Origin of the sequence: Nitrospina gracilis 3/211, from assembly GCF_000341545.2 — a bacterium.
GTDB classification, from domain to species: domain Bacteria; phylum Nitrospinota; class Nitrospinia; order Nitrospinales; family Nitrospinaceae; genus Nitrospina; species Nitrospina gracilis.
In genome coordinates, this window is record NZ_HG422173.1 from 2053759 (window position 1) to 2075550 (window position 21792).

Annotated in this window: 18 protein-coding genes; 5 read left to right on the forward strand and 13 right to left on the reverse strand. The window is 55.4% G+C overall.

Going from position 1 to position 21792, the window contains the following annotated elements:
• Positions 1-78: 78 nt before the first annotated feature.
• On the forward strand, positions 79-2646 hold the full coding sequence (gene secA / locus TX82_RS09770) for a preprotein translocase subunit SecA (protein ID WP_005009872.1): 2568 nt from the start codon (positions 79-81) through the stop codon (positions 2644-2646).
• A 23-nt stretch (positions 2647-2669) separates the two neighbouring features.
• Here secA and TX82_RS09775 read toward each other — a convergent pair whose 3' ends face one another.
• The 3 genes from TX82_RS09775 to TX82_RS09785 form a co-directional block, all read right to left on the reverse strand.
• On the reverse strand, positions 2670-3065 hold the full coding sequence (locus TX82_RS09775) for a TraR/DksA family transcriptional regulator (RefSeq protein WP_005009873.1): 396 nt from the start codon (positions 3063-3065) through the stop codon (positions 2670-2672).
• 32 nt (positions 3066-3097) lie between these two features.
• Entirely contained in the window at positions 3098-3442 is a 345-nt protein-coding gene (locus TX82_RS09780) for a hypothetical protein (protein WP_005009875.1), read from the reverse strand.
• 260 nt (positions 3443-3702) lie between these two features.
• Positions 3703-3990, reverse strand: a complete 288-nt coding sequence (locus TX82_RS09785; protein WP_005009876.1) for a Dabb family protein — start codon at positions 3988-3990, stop codon at positions 3703-3705.
• Between the two features lie 164 nt (positions 3991-4154).
• On the opposite strand from TX82_RS09785, the gene TX82_RS17015 reads away from it, so the two are divergent.
• Entirely contained in the window at positions 4155-4877 is a 723-nt protein-coding gene (locus TX82_RS17015) for a J domain-containing protein (RefSeq protein WP_005009878.1), read from the forward strand.
• Between the two features lie 2 nt (positions 4878-4879).
• On the opposite strand, the gene TX82_RS09795 is transcribed toward TX82_RS17015, so the two are convergent.
• From TX82_RS09795 to TX82_RS09835, 9 genes are all read right to left on the reverse strand, one after another.
• Entirely contained in the window at positions 4880-6310 is a 1431-nt protein-coding gene (locus TX82_RS09795; RefSeq protein WP_005009879.1) for a hemolysin family protein, read from the reverse strand.
• Positions 6310-7611, reverse strand: a complete 1302-nt coding sequence (locus TX82_RS09800) for a hemolysin family protein (protein WP_005009880.1) — start codon at positions 7609-7611, stop codon at positions 6310-6312. Before TX82_RS09800 ends, TX82_RS09795 begins: the two co-directional genes overlap by 1 nt.
• Positions 7612-7692: 81 nt before the next feature.
• Entirely contained in the window at positions 7693-8718 is a 1026-nt protein-coding gene (gene thiL / locus TX82_RS09805) for a thiamine-phosphate kinase (RefSeq protein ID WP_005009882.1), read from the reverse strand.
• A gap of 28 nt (positions 8719-8746) precedes the next feature.
• Positions 8747-8980, reverse strand: coding sequence for a hypothetical protein (locus TX82_RS09810; RefSeq protein WP_005009883.1), 234 nt, complete (start codon positions 8978-8980; stop codon positions 8747-8749).
• A gap of 79 nt (positions 8981-9059) precedes the next feature.
• Positions 9060-10547: a protein adenylyltransferase SelO gene (locus TX82_RS09815; protein WP_005009885.1), complete on the reverse strand. Its 1488-nt coding sequence runs from the start codon at positions 10545-10547 to the stop codon at positions 9060-9062.
• Positions 10548-10556: 9 nt separating this feature from the next.
• Positions 10557-10967 (reverse strand): CBS domain-containing protein, encoded by a 411-nt coding sequence (locus TX82_RS09820; protein ID WP_005009886.1) that lies wholly within the window; start codon positions 10965-10967, stop codon positions 10557-10559.
• 200 nt (positions 10968-11167) lie between these two features.
• Positions 11168-11806, reverse strand: a complete 639-nt coding sequence (locus TX82_RS09825; protein WP_005009887.1) for an Lcl C-terminal domain-containing protein — start codon at positions 11804-11806, stop codon at positions 11168-11170.
• 165 nt (positions 11807-11971) lie between these two features.
• Positions 11972-12805 (reverse strand): SIR2 family NAD-dependent protein deacylase, encoded by an 834-nt coding sequence (locus tag TX82_RS09830; protein WP_005009888.1) that lies wholly within the window; start codon positions 12803-12805, stop codon positions 11972-11974.
• Positions 12792-13439, reverse strand: a complete 648-nt coding sequence (locus TX82_RS09835; RefSeq protein WP_005009889.1) for an HD domain-containing protein — start codon at positions 13437-13439, stop codon at positions 12792-12794. The genes TX82_RS09830 and TX82_RS09835 overlap by 14 nt, the downstream gene beginning before the upstream one ends.
• A 103-nt stretch (positions 13440-13542) precedes the next feature.
• On the opposite strand from TX82_RS09835, the gene TX82_RS09840 reads away from it, so the two are divergent.
• Positions 13543-14286: an energy-coupling factor transporter transmembrane component T family protein gene (locus tag TX82_RS09840; protein WP_005009891.1), complete on the forward strand. Its 744-nt coding sequence runs from the start codon at positions 13543-13545 to the stop codon at positions 14284-14286.
• A gap of 13 nt (positions 14287-14299) precedes the next feature.
• On the opposite strand, the gene TX82_RS09845 is transcribed toward TX82_RS09840, so the two are convergent.
• Positions 14300-14989, reverse strand: coding sequence for a phosphoadenylyl-sulfate reductase (locus TX82_RS09845; protein WP_005009894.1), 690 nt, complete (start codon positions 14987-14989; stop codon positions 14300-14302).
• 493 nt (positions 14990-15482) lie between these two features.
• On the opposite strand from TX82_RS09845, the gene TX82_RS09850 reads away from it, so the two are divergent.
• Together TX82_RS09850 and TX82_RS09855 are read left to right on the forward strand one after the other, a co-directional pair.
• Positions 15483-16805 (forward strand): trypsin-like peptidase domain-containing protein, encoded by a 1323-nt coding sequence (locus tag TX82_RS09850; RefSeq protein ID WP_042252383.1) that lies wholly within the window; start codon positions 15483-15485, stop codon positions 16803-16805.
• Between the two features lie 74 nt (positions 16806-16879).
• Complete coding sequence (locus tag TX82_RS09855; protein ID WP_005009899.1) at positions 16880-21784, forward strand: multicopper oxidase domain-containing protein; 4905 nt, start codon at positions 16880-16882, stop codon at positions 21782-21784.
• Positions 21785-21792 lie beyond the last annotated feature (8 nt).

A 21792-nucleotide genomic window follows, 5' to 3' on the forward strand; every position in this document is an offset into this window, starting at 1 on the left:
GAAAGACTGAAGAAGTCCGTGGGCCTTTTATGTTAATCTGTTCATCAAAATTCGAACTCGAACAGGACGAAAACGCCAATGGTATTAGGACTGATAAAAAAAATTGTCGGTACCCGCAATGACAGGGAATTAAAACGGATCCAGTCTTACGTGGACCAGATCAATGAGCTGGAGCCAAGCATCCAGGACCTGTCCGACGACCAGTTAAAGGCGAAAACCCAGGAATTCAAGGAACGTATCAAAGGCGGGGAGGGATTGGATGAAATTCTTCCCGAAGCGTTTGCCGTGGTCAGGGAGACCGGCAGGCGCACCCTCAAAATGCGTCATTTCGATGTGCAGTTGATTGGGGGCGTCGCCCTGCACGAGGGCAAGATCGCCGAAATGAAAACCGGTGAGGGGAAAACCCTGGTTGCGACGCTTCCGGTTTATCTCAACGCGCTCGCCGGGCGCGGTGTTCACGTGGTCACCGTCAACGATTACCTGGCCAAGCGCGACGCGGAATGGATGGGAACCATCTACCGCTGGCTGGGTCTGGAGGTGGGCGTGATCTACCATGACATGTCTGAGGAGGACCGCAAAAAAGCCTATGCGTCGGATGTCACCTACGGGACCAACAATGAGTTCGGGTTCGATTACCTGCGGGACAACATGAAGTTTGCGGCGGAGGATTACGTTCAGCGGGAACTGAATTTTGCTATCGTGGACGAGGTGGACAGCATACTGATTGACGAGGCGCGTACGCCGCTCATCATCTCCGGTCCCGGCGAGGAATCCACCGACAAGTATTACGTCATTAACAACATCCTTCCCAACCTCCAAAAAGAAACGCATTACACGGTGGATGAAAAGGCGCGCTCCGTGGCGCTCAACGACGAGGGCATTTCGCTGGTCGAGAAACAATTGAATATCGACAATCTTTACGACCCGTCGCACATCGATATCCTCCACCACGTCAACCAGGGGTTGAAGGCTCACGCACTGTTCAAAAATGAGGTCGATTACGTTGTCAAGGACGGGAAGGTGGTCATTATCGACGAATTCACCGGCCGCATGATGCCGGGACGGCGTTACAGCGACGGCCTGCACCAGGCCCTGGAGGCAAAGGAAGGTGTCGAGATCGAAAATGAAAACCAGACTCTCGCCACCATCACATTCCAGAATTACTTCCGCATGTACGACAAGCTGGCAGGCATGACCGGCACCGCCGACACGGAAGCCGAAGAATTCAACTCCACGTACGGCATTGAGGTTCTCGTGATTCCCACCAATCAACCCATGGTTCGCGACGATCATGCTGACCTCATCTATCGCACCGAAAAGGAAAAATTCGATGCCGTTATTGAGGAAATCCAGGAATGTTACGAAGTGGGTCGGCCGGCCCTGGTTGGGACCATTTCCATTGAGAAATCCGAACTGTTGAGCAAGCACTTGAAGCGTTGTGGCGTGCCGCACAATGTTCTTAACGCCAAGCATCACGAACAGGAGGCGGAAATCATTGCGCAGGCGGGACAACAGAAAGCGGTGACGATTGCCACCAACATGGCCGGCCGCGGTACCGACATTGTTCTTGGAGAAGGCGTGCCGGATTTGGGGGGGCTGCACATCATCGGCACCGAACGCCACGAAAGCCGTCGTATTGACAACCAGCTTCGCGGCCGTTCCGGCCGACAAGGGGACCCCGGCTCATCTCGTTTTTACCTTTCCCTGGAAGATGATCTTCTTCGCATCTTCGGTTCAGACCGCATTTCCGGTTTGATGGGCAAACTGGGTATGGAGAACGGTCAGCCCATCGAGCACGCCATGGTCTCACGGGCGGTCGAAAACGCACAGCGCAAGGTGGAGGCCCACAACTTCGAAATTCGCAAGCATCTTTTGCAGTATGACGATGTTATGAACAAACAGCGCGAGGTGATCTACACCTTGAGGCGGGAAATCCTCACTTCGGCCAACCAGAAGGAACTTCTGTTTGACATGGCCGATGAGGTGCTGGGCGAACGCATTGACGAGATGTGCCCGGAGGGGGTGTACCCGGAGGAATGGGACATCGAGCAGGTCCATAACTATACCGACCGGGTTTTCGGCGTGGGAATCACCAAAGCCAGCGATCAGGAACTGGAAGTCTGCGGCAAGACCCGGCTGGAGTTGGAGCATTGTACGGCCGCTCAACTGCAGGAAACCATCCTCAATATGGCCATCGAACGTTACGAGGCCAAGGAAGCGCAGGTGGGTGGGGAATACATGCGCTACCCGGAACGGATGATCATGCTCCAGGTTCTGGATAATTTGTGGCGCGAGCATCTCCTGGGCATGGATCACCTCAAAGAAGCCATCGCCTTCCGTGGTTATGCACAGAAAAACCCCCTCAATGAATACAAGAAGGAAGGCTTTCAGTTATTCAGCGAAACCACCTTTCGCCTCAAGGAAGAAATCTGTGAGTTCCTGTTCAAGGCCCAGATCACCAAAGAGACGGTTTCCACGCTGGAAGAAAATCAGGAACGGGAAGCCCAGAAAGTCCGCGAACACCGCGGTGAAGGGGAAGGGGAAAGTAAAACCGAACCGGTCCGGCGGGATGATAAAAAAGTCGGCCGGAACGATCCCTGTCCCTGTGGAAGCGGAAAGAAATACAAAAAATGCCACGGCCAGTGACCCGGCCGGATTGAAGGCAGAACTCAGGAGACTTCCAGACTTTCCTGGCACTCGATACAAAGCGGCGTCAGCGGCATGATCTGAAGGCGCTTGACCGGAATGTTTTTCGAACACCCCTCGCACACCCCGTAGGTTCCCTTTGCCATCTTGAATAACGCCTCTTCAATCAACTTCAACTCGTTGCGCTCGCGGCTGGAAAGCTGAAACGCCATCTCCCGGCCCTCCAGGCTGGAAGCCAGATCGATCTCATTGCTGAACGTGATCTCGCCGATGTTTCGTTCCACCTCCTGAGACGACTTGATCATCGTCATCAGTTCATTGCGCTGCTGGATTAATTGGGAGCGGATCTTGAGAATGATTGGATCGAGGTTTCGCGGCGGCGGCTCCTTGTGAACCGGCTTTTCGACGGGTTCTTCCACAACGGGAGCCGACCTCGGTTTAGCCGGTGATTTCAATTTCCTTTGCGTCGGTGTGGGTACAGAGGCAGCTGCTTTTTTGGCAGTGACTTTTCTCTTTGCCGGGGTGGCCTTTTGGGTTGTTGTTTTTTGGCTTTGGTGGATGCCTTTTTTACCTTGGCTCTGGTTTTTTTCGTTGCTTTGGCTTTAGTCTTGGTCTTTTTTACCGCTGTTTTTTTCTTGGCAGTTTTCTTTTTTGTGGTTTTCTTCTTGGTCGTGGTCTTTTTCTTAGCCTTCGCCTTGGTATTGGCCTTGGCCTTGGCCTTGGCTTTAGATCCCGACGACTTTTTCTTCACCACTGCCTTCTTTTTGCTCACGGTTTTTTTCTTTTTAACAGCCACCGCGCCGTCTCCTGGTTCAATAGAGGTGTGGGTACGTGTTTTGAAAAAAAATCATTTGGAACTGTGGTTCCGCTTTTGAAATGGCCTATTTAACTCTGATTGCCCCCTAAACTCAAACTTTTTCTTACAGTATGACTAGCTGATTAACTGTAAATGTGTACAGAAAAGCCAACAAAGGTTATCATTGGATGTTTAAAAGTACAAGATTTTATTTAACTTATACGGATTTTCCGGGTTTCCTCAAGCGGGTGGGAACACCTTCAAATTTCATAATCCACGACAACAGTGGGGTGGCAGATCTCCCTTGCGAGCTGAATGACGGGCTGGTGCACCGGGTGCCGGGCGTAGGACTCAAGCCCCTCCCGGTCGTCGAAATGGGTGGTCAGGACGACGTCGAAGGAGCGCTCCGATTCCTTGAAGTCACGCCCCACCTCAAGAAACCGCAGGGAATCGATTTTACCCACCATGCCTTCCAACGCATTCACCAGCGAATCCACGTTATCAGGAGTTTTGTCCTTCAGTTTGAACATGACGATGTGCTTGACCATCCGCATTCTCCCTTGAGGTGATTGAAAGTCAAAGACGCAAGGTTACCCGCATCCCTCGGCACAATCAAGCCCAGCGCGTTTTGAAGTGAAAATGGGCGGTGGGTTGTTGTATGGTGATGCGGGACCGGGAGTTCAATCGATTGATTTACGGGTGAAACGATTCTATGTCGTGGTTGTTTGGCGCCGGATTGGGATTTTTGCGGGGCGGACCGTTGGGAGCTGTGGCGGGCGGCGTAGCCCAGCATTTCCTGTCCAAAAAGTTCCAGAAACTGGTGCGCAAAAGTCTTCCGGGCGTGAAGAACGAACCGGTGTTCGTCGGGTGCATCATCGTGGTGATGACGAAGATCGCCATGATCAAGGGTGCACTCCTGCCGCGCGAGGTGGAAACCATTTACCGGTTTTTTGTACGCAACCTCAATTACAAGGAAGGCGACTTCGACGGGATCAACCGCGTCATCCGCGAGACCTACGAAAAGAACCCCGATCTCCAGCCCATTATCGAGCAGTACAAGCAATCTTCCGAATCGAAATACCGCGGTCTCCTTTTGACGCTCGCCTACCAGATAGCGCTGGTGGAAAATTCGCTTTCCGAAGACACGCAAAAGGAGATCAACGAACTCGCCCACCTGCTCGAGTTGTCGCACGAGAGGCACAACGCCATCCGCGAACAGTTTTCATTGGACAGCCTGGTGACACCGTACGGCATTCTGGGCGTGCCGGTTTCCGCGACGGATGAGGAAATCAAAAAGGCCTACCGCCGGCTGGCGGCGCAGTACCACCCCGACCGCGTGGCGCACCGGGGTGGTGAGGAGGTGGAACAGGCGCACATCCGGTTTTTGCAGTTGCAGGAAGCGTACAAGGAAATCCGTGAGGTGCGACGGTTCTGAGTTCAGGGACGTGACGAGGAAAAAGACGCTTTCTTCGGCTTGTTATGTTTCGGAGGCGTGTCGCTTTCCATGGAAGCCGGATCGGCTGACGGAGCGGAATTCGAAACGGCTGAGGATTTTTCTTTGGAAGCGGCCGATCCTGATTGGCTGTTGCCCGCTTTTTCGCCGTTCTGGGTTTCGGCATCGAAATCCGGCGGCAGTTTGCGCAGAATGACGGAATTGATTTTGCGCTTGCTCGCCTCTTTTACGGTCAAACGGCAGTCCTGAACGATCACCTGGTCGCCGGCGACGGGTATTTTCTCCAGCCGGTCGATCATCAGTCCCGCCACCGTTTCGTAATTGCCTTCGGGGAGATCCAGCTCCAGTTCCTCGTTGAGCATGGCGATCTCGATGTCTCCTTGCACCAGGAAACCATCTTCATCGTATTTTTCGTAATACTTCGGCGGCTCGTCGTACTCGTCCTCGATTTCTCCGACGATCTGTTCCAGCAGGTCCTCAATAGTGATGATGCCCACACACCCTCCGTGTTCGTCCACAACAATAGCCAGGTGAAGGCCGCGTTGTTGCAGTTCCTTCAACAGGTCGTCCAGCTTTTTGTTGGGCGGAATGTAATAGGCCGGGCGGATGAGGTCGGTGATGGGGCTGTTGTCCGGCGGCACCGTCAAGAGGTCGAAGGTATTGAGGATGCCGATCAGGTTGAACATGCGTTCGTGAAATACGGGAAGACGTGAAAAACCCGATTCCATGGCCAGCTTGTTGGCCTCGTCCACCGTGGCCGTGTCTGAGATGGCGTAGAGCTGTATCAGCGGCACCATGCACTGCTCCACCGTAAGTTCGCTGAAATTGAAAATACGGTGAATCATCACCCGTTCTTCCGGTTCCAGTTCCGATGTGTCCGACTCCGGGTGTGAGATGTGGCGGATCTGTTCCCGGCTCACCCTCGTGTAGCCGGGAACATCGGATTGCCGCAGGATTTTTTTGTAGAGAAACGCATTGATGTGCGTGAACATCGCGTTGAACGGCGCCAGAATTTTGCCGACGATGTTGAGCGGATACACCATCGCCGACATGATGGCGTCGGAACGGCTCTGGAAAATGAGCTTTGGGATGATTTCCCCGGCGAACAGGATGAACGGGGAGATGATGAGCATCGAAAGAAAATCACCCCAGCTACCAAATGTCGTGACCAGATAGCTCGTGAAGACGGCAGTGGAACTGACCACGCAGACATTGGTTCCGAGCGAGGTGATGGCGAACAGTTGTTCCGGGGTTTGCAGGAGCTTGTTGATGAGGCGTGCGGATCGCACCCCTTCGCCTGCGAGCTGTTCCATGCGGATGCGGTTGACGGAGATCATGCCGATCTCGCAACCGGAGAAAAAACCTTCCAGCAAAATGAACACGCCTACCAGAAGCAGTGTGGTTCCCAGGTCCATCAGCCTGCGGCCTCCTCTTCAACCATATTCGGTTCGGGCTTTTTCGCGGCGGTCACCGTGAGGTGAAGGCTCAAAATACGCGCTCCTTTCATTTTCTCCACGCGGAATTTGAAGCGCTCGAAACTGATGGTTTCCGCCGAGCGGGGAACGCGGCCGAACAGGCCGAATACAAAACCTCCAATGGTGTTGAACTGTTCATCCGGCAACGATGCGGTGAAGTAATTGTTGAACTCCTCTATGCTCAGCATGGCATTCAGGCGGTACCGTTTTTCCGTGATCTTGTGTATGAAGCTTTCTTCCCGGCGCATCTCGCTGTCAATTTCACCCACCAGCTCCTCCAGAACATCCTCCAGCGTGACCAGGCCGTCAATGCTTCCATACTCGTCCAGCACGATGGCCATGTGGCGCTGAGACTTGCGGAAATTCTTCAGCATGTCTTTCAGGTTCTTGGACGCGGGCACGGTGAGTGCCGGCTTGGCGATGTTTTTGAGATTGAATTTTTCCGGCGGCAGTTGCCGGTAGTTGGCCAGGTCCTTGGTCAACAGCACCCCGACCAGGGTTTCTTCGTCCTCTTCGAAAACCGGAACGCGGGAATAAAAGTTCTCGATGATCTGCGGCAGGATCTCGTCCATCTTCTGGTTCACCGTGATGTAGAACATGTCGATCTTGGGCGTCATGATCTCCCCCACGGTCTTTTGCCCGAACTCGATGACGTTGTGAATCAGTTCGCCTTCCTCGGCGTCGATGATGCCTTCGCCCTCGCCGATCTTCACCATGGCGCGAAAATCCGCATCGGTGATGATGCCTTCTTCTTCAAAGGTCGGGACGCCCAGGTAGGTGATGACTTTCTGGGCAAAGCGCACGAAAGGCTTCTGGATGGGTTGAACCAGGTAGGCGAACACTTTGAGGGGAAACGCCGCCAGCAGGGCGAACCGCTCCGCAAAGTTGAGGGCCATGGATTTCGGCAGGATTTCGCCGAACAGCAGGATGAGGAAGGTGCCTATACCGATGGCGATGGCGACACCCACGTCGCCAAAAATCGTCAGGGCAATGGAGGTGGCCAGTGCGGACACACCGATGTTGACCAGCTCATTGCCGATGTAAATGGTGATAAGCAGTTCGCGGGGCGTTTGCAGCAAGTCGCTGACCAGGGTCCCTGTCCGTCCGTGTTGGTCTTTGAGAGAGGCGACCTGCGCGGTGTTGAGTGAAAAGAACGCCGCTTCGCACGCCGCGAAGAATCCGGAAAGCCCCAGTAAAGTGATCAGTATGACGGACCGGGGTAATATCGATGACTCGTCCAATAGTTTTTTTAAGCCCCCAAAAGGCCGGAACTCATTGCCTGAGCCCGGGAGATGCGTTCCCGCAAGGGATGAGGTCGTGGTTCAACCATTTTCTTTAAAGTGATTGAATCCCGCAGGCTTTCGGAGAGTTTGGCGGCGTCCGTTGGTGCGGACCCAAACGACCCCTTGGCGGGCCGTGACCTCTCCGATTTGAGTCACAGGCGTTCCGTAATTAACAAACGACCTCAACAATTTTTTAACATCTTCAGATTTTAATGTAAATAACAATTCATAATCCTCTCCACCCCCGAGAGCCAGTTCTCCAGCCTCCAAACCGTTTTTAATGCACGTATTTTCAAAGGGTTTGCTGAGTGGCAGGGATGCCTCCCAAAGCTCTGCCCCGACTTCGGAGGCGCTAAGCAGGTGACCCAGGTCCTGACCCAGTCCGTCGCTCACGTCGATCATCGACGTGACCCTCAACCTGGATTTAGCCAATTTTGCGGTTTCTTTCACCCGGGCGGTGGGCTCCAGATGCCGTTGGATGAGGTGTTTGCGGTCAGCGGGGCTCCCGGACCATTTTTTACCCGGCGATTTCAGGATCTGAAGGCCGAGAGCGGAGTCGCCGACGGTGCCGGTCATCAGGATGGCATCCCCCGCCTTGGCCCCCTTGCGGGTGAACAGGCGTTTCTTGCGCGTCTCGCCCAGCATGGTCAGGCTCAGCATCCAGTGTTCCGGGGTGGACACCGTATCGCCGCCCACGAGGTCCACTCCGAACGCCTCGCAGGCACGGCCGAGTCCCTTGTAGAGCCGGTCCAGAAAATTGACCTTGGTGGTTTTGGGAATGCCCAGGGTGACGACGGCGAAGCGCGGCGCCGCACCCATCGCCGCTACATCGCTGGCGTTGACCGCCACCGTTTTCCAGCCCAGTTGCTCGGGTGTGGTTGTGTTGAGGTCGAAATGAACGGATTCGATCAGAGCGTCGGCGGTCACCACGAGGTAATTGCCGCCGGGCTGGGAATACACCGCGCAGTCGTCGCCGATGCCTTTCACGACGCGTCGTGACCGATGGGGTATGTGGGAGGCCAGCCGGGCGATCAGCCCGAACTCGCCCAAGCGATCGAGGTCCATTGCCTGCCCCGGGTTAGGGTATCCGCTGTCACTGGTTTTCTTTGAAGAAGTCGCGGGCGAGGGAATCGAAATCCGCCTGCTTTTCGATTTTGATGGTCAGCTTGTCGCCCACCTGGAACCCGTTCTTCTGAAAGGTATTTAAATCCAGCGTGATTTCGAATTCGTTGCTGGTCTCGTCGATCCAGATCTCGAGATCCCTCTCATACTCCGCCTTGTTGGGCGGAACCTTGATATGTGTGATCTCACCTTCAAACATGAGCATACAGTAAATCCTTTCTTGCAACGGCCCTGCAATGCCGCGCGGATAGAACGCTGATCGATGTGAAATGGTTTCGCGGGCCTCACGCGGAACAGCTGACCTGCATGCCGAGGTAAGGTTCCGGTGTGTCGCTTGCGTAGTGTTCGGGATCGATACTCCATTCCCGGAACAACTCCGGTTGGTCCCCGAAGGGGTGCTTCAGGATAACCCGAAGCCGTTCGATTTCCGAATAATCATTTTCCTTGAGCGCCCGGTCGATGGCCTGCTGGGCGAGGTAGTTGCGGAGAATGAATTTGGGGTTGACGGCGTCCATCGCTTCCTTCTGCTCTTCGGGGGAGACGTCCTCCCGCTCCAACAGGCGCGTGTAACGATCCAGCCACCCGTCGAGTTCGTCAGGGTTGTTGGGGAAATACGTTCGCAGGGCGTCGAGCGCGCCGCAACGGAACCCGGAAAGCGTGCGGAAAAAGTTGGTGTGGTCGGGTTTGTGCCGGGAGAGGAGTTGGATCAATCCGCTCACCAGGTTATCGAATTCGGAATCGAGCACACTCAATCCCAGTTTACGTCCCATCATCGTACGGTTGTAGTGGTTGAAGCGGGCGGCATACTGTTCCAGCTCTTTCTGCAAACGTTCGGGTTCGACCAGGTGAGTCAGCGTTTCGCCCAGCTTGGCCAGGTTCCAGTGGCCGATCTGGGGTTGCTGGGCGTAGGAGTATCGTCCGTGAATGTCCGAGTGGTTCGGGACGAAAATCGGGTTGTAGCGGTCCATGAAGCCATAGGGTCCGTAGTCGAACGTCTCACCCAGGATCGACATGTTGTCGGTGTTCATCACCCCGTGGCCAAACCCCACCGCCTGCCAGCAGGCGATCATCCACGCTGTTTTGTCCACCACCTGGGCGAACATCTGCGCGTACTTGTCCGGCGCCGATTCCAACTCCGGAAAGTAATGGTGGATGACGTGATCGGCCAGCTCAGCGACTTTTTCCGGCCGGTTGGTGTAGTGGAAGTAATCGAAATTGCCGAAGCGGACGTGAGTGCGGGCGATGCGAACCAGCACGGCGGCGGGTTCCGGCAGTTCGCGCTGGATCAACTCCTGAATGCCGACCACCGCAAGGGATCGGGTGGTGGGAATGCCGAGCCCGGCCATGGCCTCCCCGCACAGGTATTCGCGGATGGAGGAGCGGAGCGTGGCCCGTCCGTCAAAACCACGGCAGAACCGAGTCTGGCCGCACCCTTTGAGGTACACGTCCCAGAATTCGCCCTGCTCGTTTTGGACTTCGCCAAGCAGAAGGCCGCGTCCGTCGCCCAGTTGCGGATTGTAGCTGCCGAACTGGAAGCCCGAATACACCATCGCCAGAGGCTGGGCTCCGGGCAACACCCGGTTCCCACCGAAGTGCTGCCAGAACTCAGGCCGTTCGAATTCCTGAGGATCGAGGTCCAGCAGACCGGCGACGTCCGGGTTTTTGGCCACGGGGAACGGGTTTGATACCGGGGTGGGGGGCTTGTACTGATAAAACTCCCCGCCCAGGCGGACGAACCGGTTTTGAAAATTCAGTGTTTCCAGAGTCTGCAACAGCTTCCCTTAAAAGTCTTCCCTTACCCTGAAATCTTTCGAGTAGTAGGCGACCAGGTCCTTTATGGAAAGGATGCCCACAATCTTGTCGTCATCCGTAATCCCCAAGTGCCGGATTTTATTTTTCTGCATGTACCGGTTGGCCTCCTCGATGGGCATGTAACGGTCCATGCTTTTGACCGGGAAACTCATGATCTCGGTGGCCTTGATTTCCTCCGGATTTTTCCCTTTTGACAGAACCTTCTGTGTGAAATCCCTTTCTGTCAGGATACCGATGTCCTCCCCGTACTGCTCGACAATCAAGCTCCCGACGTGATTCTGTTCCATCAGGATGGCTGCGTCCTGAACGGACGCCTCCGAGTCGATGCGCAGAACCGGGGAAGACATGAAGTTTCCGACTTCTTCAAGAATATCTGTCATGGGATCCTCCTTTTGCATAAGTTGAAGGAGCGATGAACCCTGCGCTTGTGTTTAAGATGTGCTGTCAAAAGGCAGGGATTTTTTTATGACTGAAAACGTTTAATGAAAAACCGGTTTTGATATCGGAGGGGGCAGGAAAGGACACAACAGGAACGGAACTTCCCGGTGGTGAAAGGAAAACCGTCTGAGAAGGGGAGAAACTACTCGCTATTTCGGACCAGCCAGACATAATAGTTTTTGGCCGTAGTGTGATGCCAGAAAATGGCACCGATATTAAAATGGATCAACCAGGCTCCCTGCTCGCCCTGCTGGCACAATTTTTTCTGATACCTGTCTTCCACCACGGATACTTTCTCGCAAGTGGTGGAGGTCCAGTAATAATGCCCGCGTCCATCATCGAATATGGGGTTGACCCATGCCTTTTGTCCACTGGCGTTTGCAACTCTTTCATTATACAACAGAGTTTTCAGCTCGGGTAAAGTCGGAACCCGCCACCCTGTTTTTCCCGACTGTTCTGCGGTCAACGCCAGGTCTTCGGCCTCCTTCAAGGAATACTTTTGGTCACGGATGCCGGCTTTAAGCCACTCCAGGTGGTTGACGGTGTCCTTGACCGTGCCGTCTCCGGATTCCACAAACTTGGGAGTGGCCAGATCTTCCAGGCGGGTTTCAGAAACCTTTTTGCATTCCCCCAGCAGTGGCGCGGCATTCGGGCATTTATCTAGAATGTCAAAATGGCCCATGGTTTTCATCATGGAGCACACTTCCTCCTTGGTGCAATCCGCCCACACCGAAGACGCCATGGAAAGCCAGATGATCAATCCGATTGCCAGAATACGCATTGTGCCAACTCCTTGAGGATATGAAACGATTATTCAGGGTTCTTCATCGAATTTGGCAAAGAATACTATATTTTCCGACATGAAGATACGCCAAATTTCCCGTTCCGGAGGCCCGTATTTTGTGGGCGTTCATTCCATTTTTTATTTCCCTGCGCACTGGAGCATTCAGTTTCTCAAAGAGGAAATAGCCTGATCGAGCGCCTCCAGTGCTGCCTTACCAGGCATCTCCAGCATGAACTCGGTGCGCAACAGGGCGTTTGCGGAAGGGTCGAGATTGATGTTGACCACCGGTGCACCCTGATCGCGGAAATGCATGGCCAGATAATCGTTGGTGGGCACCGCGCCGGAACTTCCAATCAACAGCACCGCGTCTACCGGGTTCTTAATGAAGCGCGAAAAGTTGACGTCCTGCTCAGGGTGCCCGGTGTACTGTGCGTCGCCGAACATGAGGATGTGCGGACGCGCCACCGCCCCGCATTGAGGGCACAGCGGAAAGTTCGACGCCTTCATGGTGTCATAATCGAGCCCGCAAAGCGGTACTGCCGGTTCGTCCCAGAAATCGTCACAGCAGGGGCGCGTGCACTGCAATCTCCACATGGAACCGTGGACTTCCTTCACCTTGTCTACCGGGGCTCCGGAGCGGAGATGGTACCCGTCAGTGTTGGTGGTGTGGATGAAAGCGTTTGCAAATACCTCGTCCATCCAGCGGTTGAGAATGTGATAACCGGGGTGCGGCTGGTTTTCATCGGCGTTGCGCCGCCGCCATTCATAAAATGCCCAGGCATGCTCCAACTCGTGTTCGAACGCCCACGGGTTCGCCAGGTCCTGCGCTTCCAGTCCCTTTGATTTGAACGGCGGAAAATTCTTCCAGTACCCCTCCTTGTCGCGAAAGGTGGGGATGTTGGAGTCGGCACTCATGCCGGCGCTTGTCAGGATCAAAATGGAGTCGGCCATCGAAAGCACTTTGGCACAACGAAGGAGTTGGCTAGAGGTTTCCATCCCATTCTCCGAAAAACTGTTGGAGGTACTGTTCCATGAAGCGGTGCCGCTCCTCGGCCAGCGCACGGGCCGTCGCGGTGTTCATGCGGTCCTTGAGCAGCAGAAGTTTTTCATAAAAGTGATTGATCGAGGGTCCCTTGTTTTTTTTGTATTCGCCGAAGCTCTGGTGAAGCACCGGTTCCTGCGCCGGGTCGTGGATCAGCCGGTTCCTGTTTCCTCCGTAGGCGAACGCCCGCGCAATACCCACCGCGCCGATGGCGTCCAGACGATCCGCATCCTGCACGCACTGACCTTCCAGGCAGTTCACGGGTGTCGTCACCCCGGCTCCTTTGTAGGAGACTTTGGAGATGATATCGCACACACGTTCCACCGTCTCCGCAGGCAAATCGTCCTTGAGCAGATTGCGGATGGTTTCGTAACCCTGCTGTTCTTCGCCGTTTCCCAGCTTCCAGTCGGCGACATCGTGCAGGAGGGCGGCGATTTCCACGACCGTACGGTCGGCGCCCTCGGCGTCGGCCAGTTTGCAGGCCATCTGCCACACCCGGTGTACGTGCCACCAGTCGTGACCGGAACCGTCGTCAGCGAAAAACGATTGTGCGAACTTCCGGGTTTTTTCAATGACGGCGGAGGACATGAGGGTACTCTTTCGGTTGGGGGTGGTGTATTTTGCGGAATCTTAATATACTCATTCACAATTTCAACAACTAATCGGCCTATTGGAAAGGAACCGGCAACGCATGGCGGGTCACACCCCTTTGTCGAAAAGTATTCTTGAAAGCCGTTACCAGAAGGGCGATTCCTTTTTTCATAAGTTGAGCCCGGGCTGGAAGATTCTTACGGTGCTGGGTCTCCTTGTGTGGATTGCCCTTGCGGACCTGACGGTGCTGGTCGGTCTCACGATACTGGTCGTGCTTTGCGCAATCAGCGCGGGCATTCCCCTTGCCACGTTGCTCAAGCTGCTCCGGTCATTGAGATGGTTGCTTCTGGTGATCGGGGTGTTCCCGATGCTGTTCACACCCGGCACCGTGATTCCGGTTTTGAGTTTTCTTCAGGTTCCCATTACATGGGAGGGCATTCATGGGGGGACCATGGCCTGTGTGAAACTGACCGTGATGTTTGTACTGTCGATCTTGCTCACCCGCACCACGCCGCCGATGGCTCTCATTGAATGCCTGCAAAGGTGGGTGATCCTTCCCTCGCCCGTTTGGAGACAGAAAATTCTGGACGTGTTTACGGTTGGATTGTGGTCGATTCAATTGATCCCGATTCTGTGCGTTGAAGCGGAGCGGTTCATTCTGGGCGAAATGGAACGGCGGCGGGAAGCGAACGCAGAAACGCAAAAGAAAATGGGCCTGCGTGATGCATGGTCGGCGGCGCTGCTTCTCGGACCGCTGGTCACGCACCTGTTTGGTCAGGTGGACCGCTTTGCGTTGGAGTTGCAGCAGGAAGGCGACACCGTGCCAGAGCAGGGAGTGGCTTGAATGGAAGGGAGAATCAGCGGGGTCGGTGCAGGCCGCATTCCTTGTGCTCGGGATTTTCCCACCACCAGCGTCCGGCGCGGATGTCTTCCCCCGGTTCAATGGGCCGGGTGCACGGCGCACAGCCGATGCTCGGGTAATTCCTCGCGTGCAGGGCGTTGACCGGAATCTTGTGGTCTTGGATGTACTGGTTCACCTGCGCCTCGGTCCAGTCCGCCAGCGGATTGAATTTGATGAGGGGCGGATGGTCTGCATCCTCATGCGCTTTTTGAATGTCGCTACGCGTCACACTCTGCTCCCGCCGGACACCGGTGATCCATGCATCGAGCTCTTTCAAAGCACGTCCGAGCGGTTCTACCTTGCGGATGCGACAACACTCTTTACGGTTTTCCAGGCTTTCGCGGAACGAGAACAGACCTTTTTCCCGTTCCAGGGTTTCCACGGCAGTGGCGTCCGGAAAGTAGGCGCGAACGGGGATGCCGTACCTGGCGCGCGTCTTTTCCATAATCTCGTAGGTTTCCTCGTGCAGGCGACCGGTATCCAGCGTGAACACGGTGAAAGGTTTGCCGGAGCGGTGCGCGAGGTCGATCAGCACCATGTCTTCCAAACCGAAGCTGGAAGCGATGCCAGCCCGCTCGCCGAAACGGTCCAGCGCCTCGTTCATGATCTCAGAAGCTGATTTTTGCTCAAATTCCTGCCAGTTCATACTTAAACTCCCGAATCGACGAAGGATTATGTGAGACAGTGTACTACACTGCCGGGCGGGGAAAAAGAAACTGTATTATTTACCAAGGTTTACACCGGATTGCAAGAAGCGCTTTTTCCCTTGACACCCTCATCAAATCTGTATATATAAAGTGATTCGAAGGGCTCCAAAGCCTTTATTTTTTCAGGGTCTAAGGGTATCCGGGCAGGGTATAAGGCCTTGAAAATAATGGACTTTTGGGGTACCCATTGCGCCAATGGGGACCGCAGTAGGAAGAGAAATAGTGGTAGATAGTTTGGTTGTGAGGCGACCTGTTCGTTGCAAGACCTGTTTCGGTCCACCCCAAACGGAGTGATCCCTCCATTTTCTTTTCTTTCCGGGTTTCTGGAATAAGGAGCACCACCGCTAGTAGGCGGAAAACTGGCAGGGTTGAAACATGAAAAGCCGGTTGGTTACCAACATATATTTCTTGTTGGCGTTTGTCCCGTGTTTGATGTTGGGTTCAAGCGCGTTGGCCGGGCATTCATTGGGCAATGGTTTGCGTGTTCTGGAAGAGGTGGAATCGGGCCTTGTTGGGCTCGCGGAGCATACGTTGCCTTCCGTGGTCAGCATTTCGCCGTTCGTTCCGGAATCTTCGGTGGGCACGCCGGAATCCCTGCGCAAGCGGCCGAACAACGCCGGCGCCGGTGTGATTGTTGACGGGCGGAACGGATACCTGATCACCAACGCGCATGTGGTGAGGAAGGCTGAAAAGATTAGGGTGACTCTTTACGGCGGTCAGGAATATGTCGGAAATGTCTTGGGGACCGACGAAGAAACGGACTTGGCGGTCGTTCATATTAATAGCGACGAGATCTTGCCGCAGGTGAGCCTGGGGGATTCGTCAAAATTGAAAATTGGCCAACTGGTTGTCGCCATCGGCAACCCCTATGGATTGAAAGAAACCTTGAGCCTTGGCGTGATCAGCGGTCTCAACCGGGAGAACATCAACCTTTCCCGTTACGAAGACTTCATTCAAACGGATGCCTCCATCAATCCGGGCAACAGCGGGGGGCCTCTCCTCAATATCCGTGGCGAAGTGATCGGAATCAATACAGCCATCATCAACTATGCGCAGAGCATCGGCTTTGCCATTCCCTCCAATGTCGTCAAAAACGTTTCACGCCAGATCATTGAGCACGGTGAGGTCAACCGCGGCTGGTTGGGAGTGGGTATTGAGAACGTTCCTGAAGACGTTGCCGCCCAGGTCAACCTCGCCAAAGGGCGGGGTGTGATGATCAATTCCATTTTCGAGGGGCAGCCCGCCCATATGGCGGGACTCAAGGTGGGGGATATTATTTTGAAGATAGGGGGTTCCAATGTGGATTCCCCCAACGGGATGATCCGGCTCATCGGCAACGTTTCCCCCGGTCAGTTCATCAACCTGGATATCCTCCGCGATGGCGAGGAGCGAACGTATTCGATTCAATTGGGGCACCGCAAAGACCAGATGGAAATGGCGTCCCTGCAGCAAAATCCACTTCCCGAGCTTGGTTTCGATTGGACGGAGCATGAGGCTGGCGCCACGACGGGGGACCATGAAGATTCAGATAAGAAAAAAGAGGGCGTCCTTGTGACCCGGGTGGAACCGGGTGGGTCCGCGGACCGGGGCGGCCTCATGGTAGGCGATCTGATCACCGCCCTGAACGGGCAGGATGTGATCAATCGCGGTCATTTTGAAAGTATACTCCGGCAGAATCATGTGCGGGGGTCGATTTCGGTAACCGTTCAACGGGCCGATGAAGAGGTGAGCCTGACATTGAGCAGGAGCGAATAACCCGATGGGTTTTTCAATATAGGTTCCAAGATTCATTTATTATTTTTTAGCGGAAGAATCTTAGGAGGTAGCTAATGGCAATCGCTAAATCAACAAAGTGGGTGGGGCAGCTTCTGGTTGTCCTGCTGGCCGCGCTGAGCCTGGGTATCACTCCGGCCCTCGCGAATCCCAAGCATGAGGGGCACGACGGCGCTGATCGTCCCGACTGGTTGAAGAAGCTCGAAGAGCAAGTCGACTACGAGGAGATGATGGAAGGCCTGGGAGGCAACCAGCAGAAGCTGGACAAAACCTTCCGCACCCTCATGGACAACCTGAAGGGCAAGCTTTTGGAGCACGCCGTTCCCGCATCTTCAAGCGGTATGTTCCATGAGTCGTGGGCAGCACATCAGTTGCAGCAGGGTTACCTGTTGGGGCCGACGAAAGCTGCCAACAAGGTGTACAGGGGTGCACATTGCCCGGCAGGAGTGCCCACCAAGCACTACGATGTCAGCGCCATCAACGTGGAGATCACGTTGAACCAGTGGGGCGACTATTACCCTGGTTACATGTACGTGCTGACCAAGGACATCGATAAAGTGCGTGCTGAGGAAGAAAAGAACGCCGCAGCTCGGGAGGAAGCTCTCGATCCGGGTGCGGTGCGGACGGGTCATCAGGGTGATGCCATTACCCCCATGTCCATTCGTGCCAACCAGGGCGACTGTGTGCGCATCACCTTCCACAACAAGCTCGAATACGAATCTGCCGGATTTCAGATCAACGGTTCCGCAATGATCATCAGCGAAACCGGTGAGCCGAACACGGCGGCGACCAAAGGCGCCATCATCGCTCCGGGTAAAACCCAGGAATACGAGTGGTACATTCCGATCGACGAGCAGGAAGGCGGTCGAATGATCGTCAGCCACGCCGGCCGGGATCCCGCATCCCTGGGTCTCATCGGTGCGTTCATGGTTGAACCGCGCGGCTCCGAGTACCTGAACCCGTGGACCGGTGAGCCTCTGGAAAACGGCTGGATGGCGATGATCACCAACAAGGACGCCAAAGACTTCCGTGAGTTCGTGATTTTTTACCACGAAGTCGGTGACGAGTCTTTCCGCCCGCTCAACCGCCACGGTGAGATGATTCCGCAGCGCGATCCGCAGACCGACTCGTATCGACCTTCGGCGCGTGCGATCAACTATCGCAGTGAGCCGTTCGGTATCAACAACCTGGCTGTTCAGGAGAAGATGTTCCACTTCGAGGACGAATCCCTGGGTTACAGCTCGTACACCTTCGGGGATGCCCCGACCACGATTCCGCGGTCGTACCTCGGTGACCCGGCGAAATACCGCCTGGTACACGGTGGTGGTGAAGTGTTCCACTCCCATCATCCGCACGGCGGCACCATCCGCTGGACGCGTTCCCCGAAACGGGAGCCGGGCCTCGAAAACCTGGTGACCGCCGCGTGGGATGGTCCTGTGAAATACCCCGTTGTCCGCACCACCACCGACCGTGTTGACGTGCAAGTCATCGGCCCGGCCGAAGTGGTGGATCTGGAAACCGAGTGTGGTTCCGGTCTGTGTCAGCGTCTGGCAGGTGACTTCCTGTTCCATTGCCACGTGGCGCACCATTACGTGGCCGGAATGTGGGGGTACTGGCGTGTGTACAACACTCTGCAGGAAGGCAATTACCCGCTCGGTTCCACCGACATCATGCCGCCCCTGAAGGAGTTGCCGGATCGCAAAGGCCGTATCCCGAGAGGTGTGACCTCGGACCAGCTGGTCGGCAAGACCATGGACTGGTTCGGCAAGCATTTCCAGATTGTTGATAAAGGCAATAGCGACTGGAACCGGGAATCCCCTGTCGTCAACGTGAAGGACTGGGTCAAGTACATGCTGCCCCCTCAGGGCAACCCGGGCCATACCAACGACGAGAAGGGTCAAATCCTGTCGTACGATGGTACCGTGCTGGGCTGGGCCTGGAATGGCAATCAGGCCTTGTCCGAGAAGGAAACCACGTACAAGGTTCCGAAGTACATTTCTCCGCGCCCGGGCAAGCGGCATCCGCTCCAGTTCAGCCCGCTGACGGGCAAGCTGGCGTGGCCGCACCTGACGCCGCATTTCGGCAAACGGGTTCCGTTTGCACGGCATCACGGTGGTGCTCCGTGGCTCGAACCGTTCCATATGCTCCCCGATCCGAAGATTCTGCATTCCGAGTCGGGAAGTGGCCGGTCCGGTCCCAACGTGGAGAACTCGTCTCCCGCCAAACCCGGTGCGCACGGACGTTGGAGTCTGTGCCCGGAAGGTGCGGGACGCAAGCAGTACAATCTGCACTTCATCAACACGCCGATCGAAGTATCGGGCGCCTATGGCAACACGCCTCCGGTTCTCGATAAGTACGGTCTGATCTACGTGATCGATGAAGATATGGCCGGGGTGAAAGCGGATCCGAAGAAAGCGATTCCGCTGGTCATCCGCGCCAACGTGTACGACTGTGTGGACGTCCTGTTGACGAGCGAATGGAATGACGATGATTTCACCAACTTCCAGATGTCCAAGGTGAACATCCATCCTCATTTCTTCCAGTTCGACAACCAGGCGTCGGACGGCGTTATCACCGGTTTCAGCTACGACCAGTCGATGCGTCCGTACACGCAGTTCACCAAGAAAGAGAAGAAAGGGCATCATGTCGGTTTGCCGGTGCCCATGAACGCGAAGGTTTTGGAGGATACGAAACCGGGCGACACCACCGTGAAAATCAAGATGGCGGAGGGCGCGACCCCCTACCATGTTGGTGCGGACATCATTGTTGGTATTGAAGTGCCCAACAAGAAGGATGCGCGGTGGATCAAGAAGATGAGCCCGGATCCGAGCAAAGGCTTCGCCAAAGACGGTGTTTATACGATCACCTTCTCGGAGGGCATGAGCCATCCGCACAAGAAGGGACAGATCGTTTCCACCGAATATGTGCGGTACCGCTGGTGGGTGGATGCGGACGTCGGACTGGTGTTCTGGCATGACCATGCCTTCGGTGCGACGACCTGGCCGCATGGCGGTATTGGATCGACGATCGTAGAGCCCTGGGGTTCGACCTATCACGATCCGAAAACCGGCAAGGAAGTACGGAGTGGCCCGGTTGTGGATATCCACGGCACGGAGCCGGTCGCGTACTCCCGCAGCGGTGCGTTCCGCGAAATCGTGGTTCAGTTGCACGACACGGTTCCGCACACGGCACAGCTGGTAAGCAAGGGCAACCCCCCGGGACTGTCGCGTGAGAACGCGATCGCCGCGGGTCAGTCGGTTTCCTTCCAGATGCCGAAAGACATGTTGGAGGTGGCGTTCCCGCATCTGAACGGCGGCACGCACACCACCGGTTCCGGTTTCAACTTCCGGGCGGCGTCTCTGACGTCCCGCCTGAGGGCGAACCCGAAAGCGGAATGGCTGTTCAGCAGTCTGAAGCATCGCGATCCGGATACCCCGCTTGTTCGGGCGTATTTGGGTGACAGCGTGGTCTTCCGGCTGTTGCACGGTTTGATGAACGAGACCCATACGTTCGTTGTGTCGGGTCACGGCTACCGCCCCGAGCGGTACGACGGTGATTCCCGCGTGACGAACACGATCCATATCGGTATCGCAGAGCGGTACGATTTGGCCACGACGGCAGGTGGTTACCAGCAGATGGCCGGTGACTACTTGTTCTACAATGGCCGGACGTCCCATCTGTCGGAAGGCAGCTGGGGTATTCTCCGGGTCTACGATGAACTGCAGAAAGACCTGAAACTGTTGAACCCGCATGCACCGATTCCGAAATCAAAAACGGAATTGTGCCCGGCGGGCGCACCGGTGAAACAGTTCAACGTGGTTGCTGTCAACAAGGAGCTCAAGTTCAACCCCAATGCGGATGACTACCTTGAGGTGGATTTTGAGCGCAAGCTTTTGTTGGCGAACCCGGAGGGCAAGGTGTTCATGCTGGAAGACGAAGTGAGCAAGGCTTCGGACGACGACGTGATGCCGCATCCGCTGACGTTGCGCGTCAACATCGGCGACTGCGTGAAGATCAAACTCACCAATCGTCTGGAGAAGAGCAATACTTCGTTGCATGTCAACAACATCGCGTTCGATCCCAAAGATTCTCAGGGGATCAACGTGGGCAACAACCCGGGAGACCAGACGGTCGCCCCAGGCAAGTCGAAGAATTACACCTTTTACGCGCATCCGGGATTCAAGATCAACGGATCGCTGATTTGGGACTTCGGCAACCTGGTTGGGAACGTCCGGGATGGCCTGTACGGTGGTATCATTGTCGGCCCGCGGGGTTCCGTTTACCGGGATCCTGAAACCGGCAAGGACATCTCCCTGGGTAACTCCTGGAAAGCGGACGTCATCATCGATAAATCCTATCCGGAGAACTCGGATATGGAGAACTATCGTGATTTCGCCCTGTACTTCCAGGACGAGGACAACATCATCGGTACGTCTTTCATGCCTTACCTGCAGAATGTGGCGGGCCTGACGGGCGTCAACTACCGGCTGGAGCCTTGGCTGTATCGGGAATTCGAGGGTTGTGACTTCGGTAATATGTTCACGCCCTGTGTCGCTGCGGAAGGCGATCCGGCGACCCCGGTGCTCAAAGCGCATGCTGGAGACAAGGTGATGATCAACGTCTTCGGTGCCCACAACGAGCAGAACCAGATGTTCAACCTGGATGGCCACCAGTGGCGCCGTCATATGGACCAGGAAGGTTCTGATATGATCGACGTCGAGCAATTTGGTGGCGGTGAGTACATCCAGGCCCACCTGCGCAACGGTGCAGGCGGCACGTATCACAACCCGGGTACCTACCTGTGGTTGAATGCGCGGACGCCTTACCAGCAGGCGGGGCAATGGGGGTATTTCAAGGTCCTGCCGCAAGGCGACCGGTCGATCCTTCCTCTGGATGGAGCGACCCCCCAGGGCTTGAAATCCGCTCAAAATGTGGATGACAACAAACTGTCCATGCGATAGCATCGCTT

Coding starts and splice junctions, on each gene's coding strand:
- TX82_RS09795 (WP_005009879.1), bottom strand. CDS start 6,310: ATGGACCTGGGAACCACACTGCTTCTGGTAGGCGTGTTCATTTTGCTG.
- secA (WP_005009872.1), top strand. CDS start 79: ATGGTATTAGGACTGATAAAAAAAATTGTCGGTACCCGCAATGACAGG.
- thiL (WP_005009882.1), bottom strand. CDS start 8,718: ATGGACCTCGATCGCTTGGGCGAGTTCGGGCTGATCGCCCGGCTGGCC.
- TX82_RS09810 (WP_005009883.1), bottom strand. CDS start 8,980: ATGCTCATGTTTGAAGGTGAGATCACACATATCAAGGTTCCGCCCAAC.
- TX82_RS17015 (WP_005009878.1), top strand. CDS start 4,155: ATGTCGTGGTTGTTTGGCGCCGGATTGGGATTTTTGCGGGGCGGACCG.
- TX82_RS09855 (WP_005009899.1), top strand. CDS start 16,880: ATGGCAATCGCTAAATCAACAAAGTGGGTGGGGCAGCTTCTGGTTGTC.
- TX82_RS09785 (WP_005009876.1), bottom strand. CDS start 3,990: ATGGTCAAGCACATCGTCATGTTCAAACTGAAGGACAAAACTCCTGAT.
- TX82_RS09820 (WP_005009886.1), bottom strand. CDS start 10,967: ATGACAGATATTCTTGAAGAAGTCGGAAACTTCATGTCTTCCCCGGTT.
- TX82_RS09845 (WP_005009894.1), bottom strand. CDS start 14,989: ATGAACTGGCAGGAATTTGAGCAAAAATCAGCTTCTGAGATCATGAAC.
- TX82_RS09835 (WP_005009889.1), bottom strand. CDS start 13,439: ATGTCCTCCGCCGTCATTGAAAAAACCCGGAAGTTCGCACAATCGTTT.
- TX82_RS09840 (WP_005009891.1), top strand. CDS start 13,543: ATGGCGGGTCACACCCCTTTGTCGAAAAGTATTCTTGAAAGCCGTTAC.
- TX82_RS09830 (WP_005009888.1), bottom strand. CDS start 12,805: ATGGAAACCTCTAGCCAACTCCTTCGTTGTGCCAAAGTGCTTTCGATG.
- TX82_RS09850 (WP_042252383.1), top strand. CDS start 15,483: ATGTTGGGTTCAAGCGCGTTGGCCGGGCATTCATTGGGCAATGGTTTG.
- TX82_RS09825 (WP_005009887.1), bottom strand. CDS start 11,806: ATGCGTATTCTGGCAATCGGATTGATCATCTGGCTTTCCATGGCGTCT.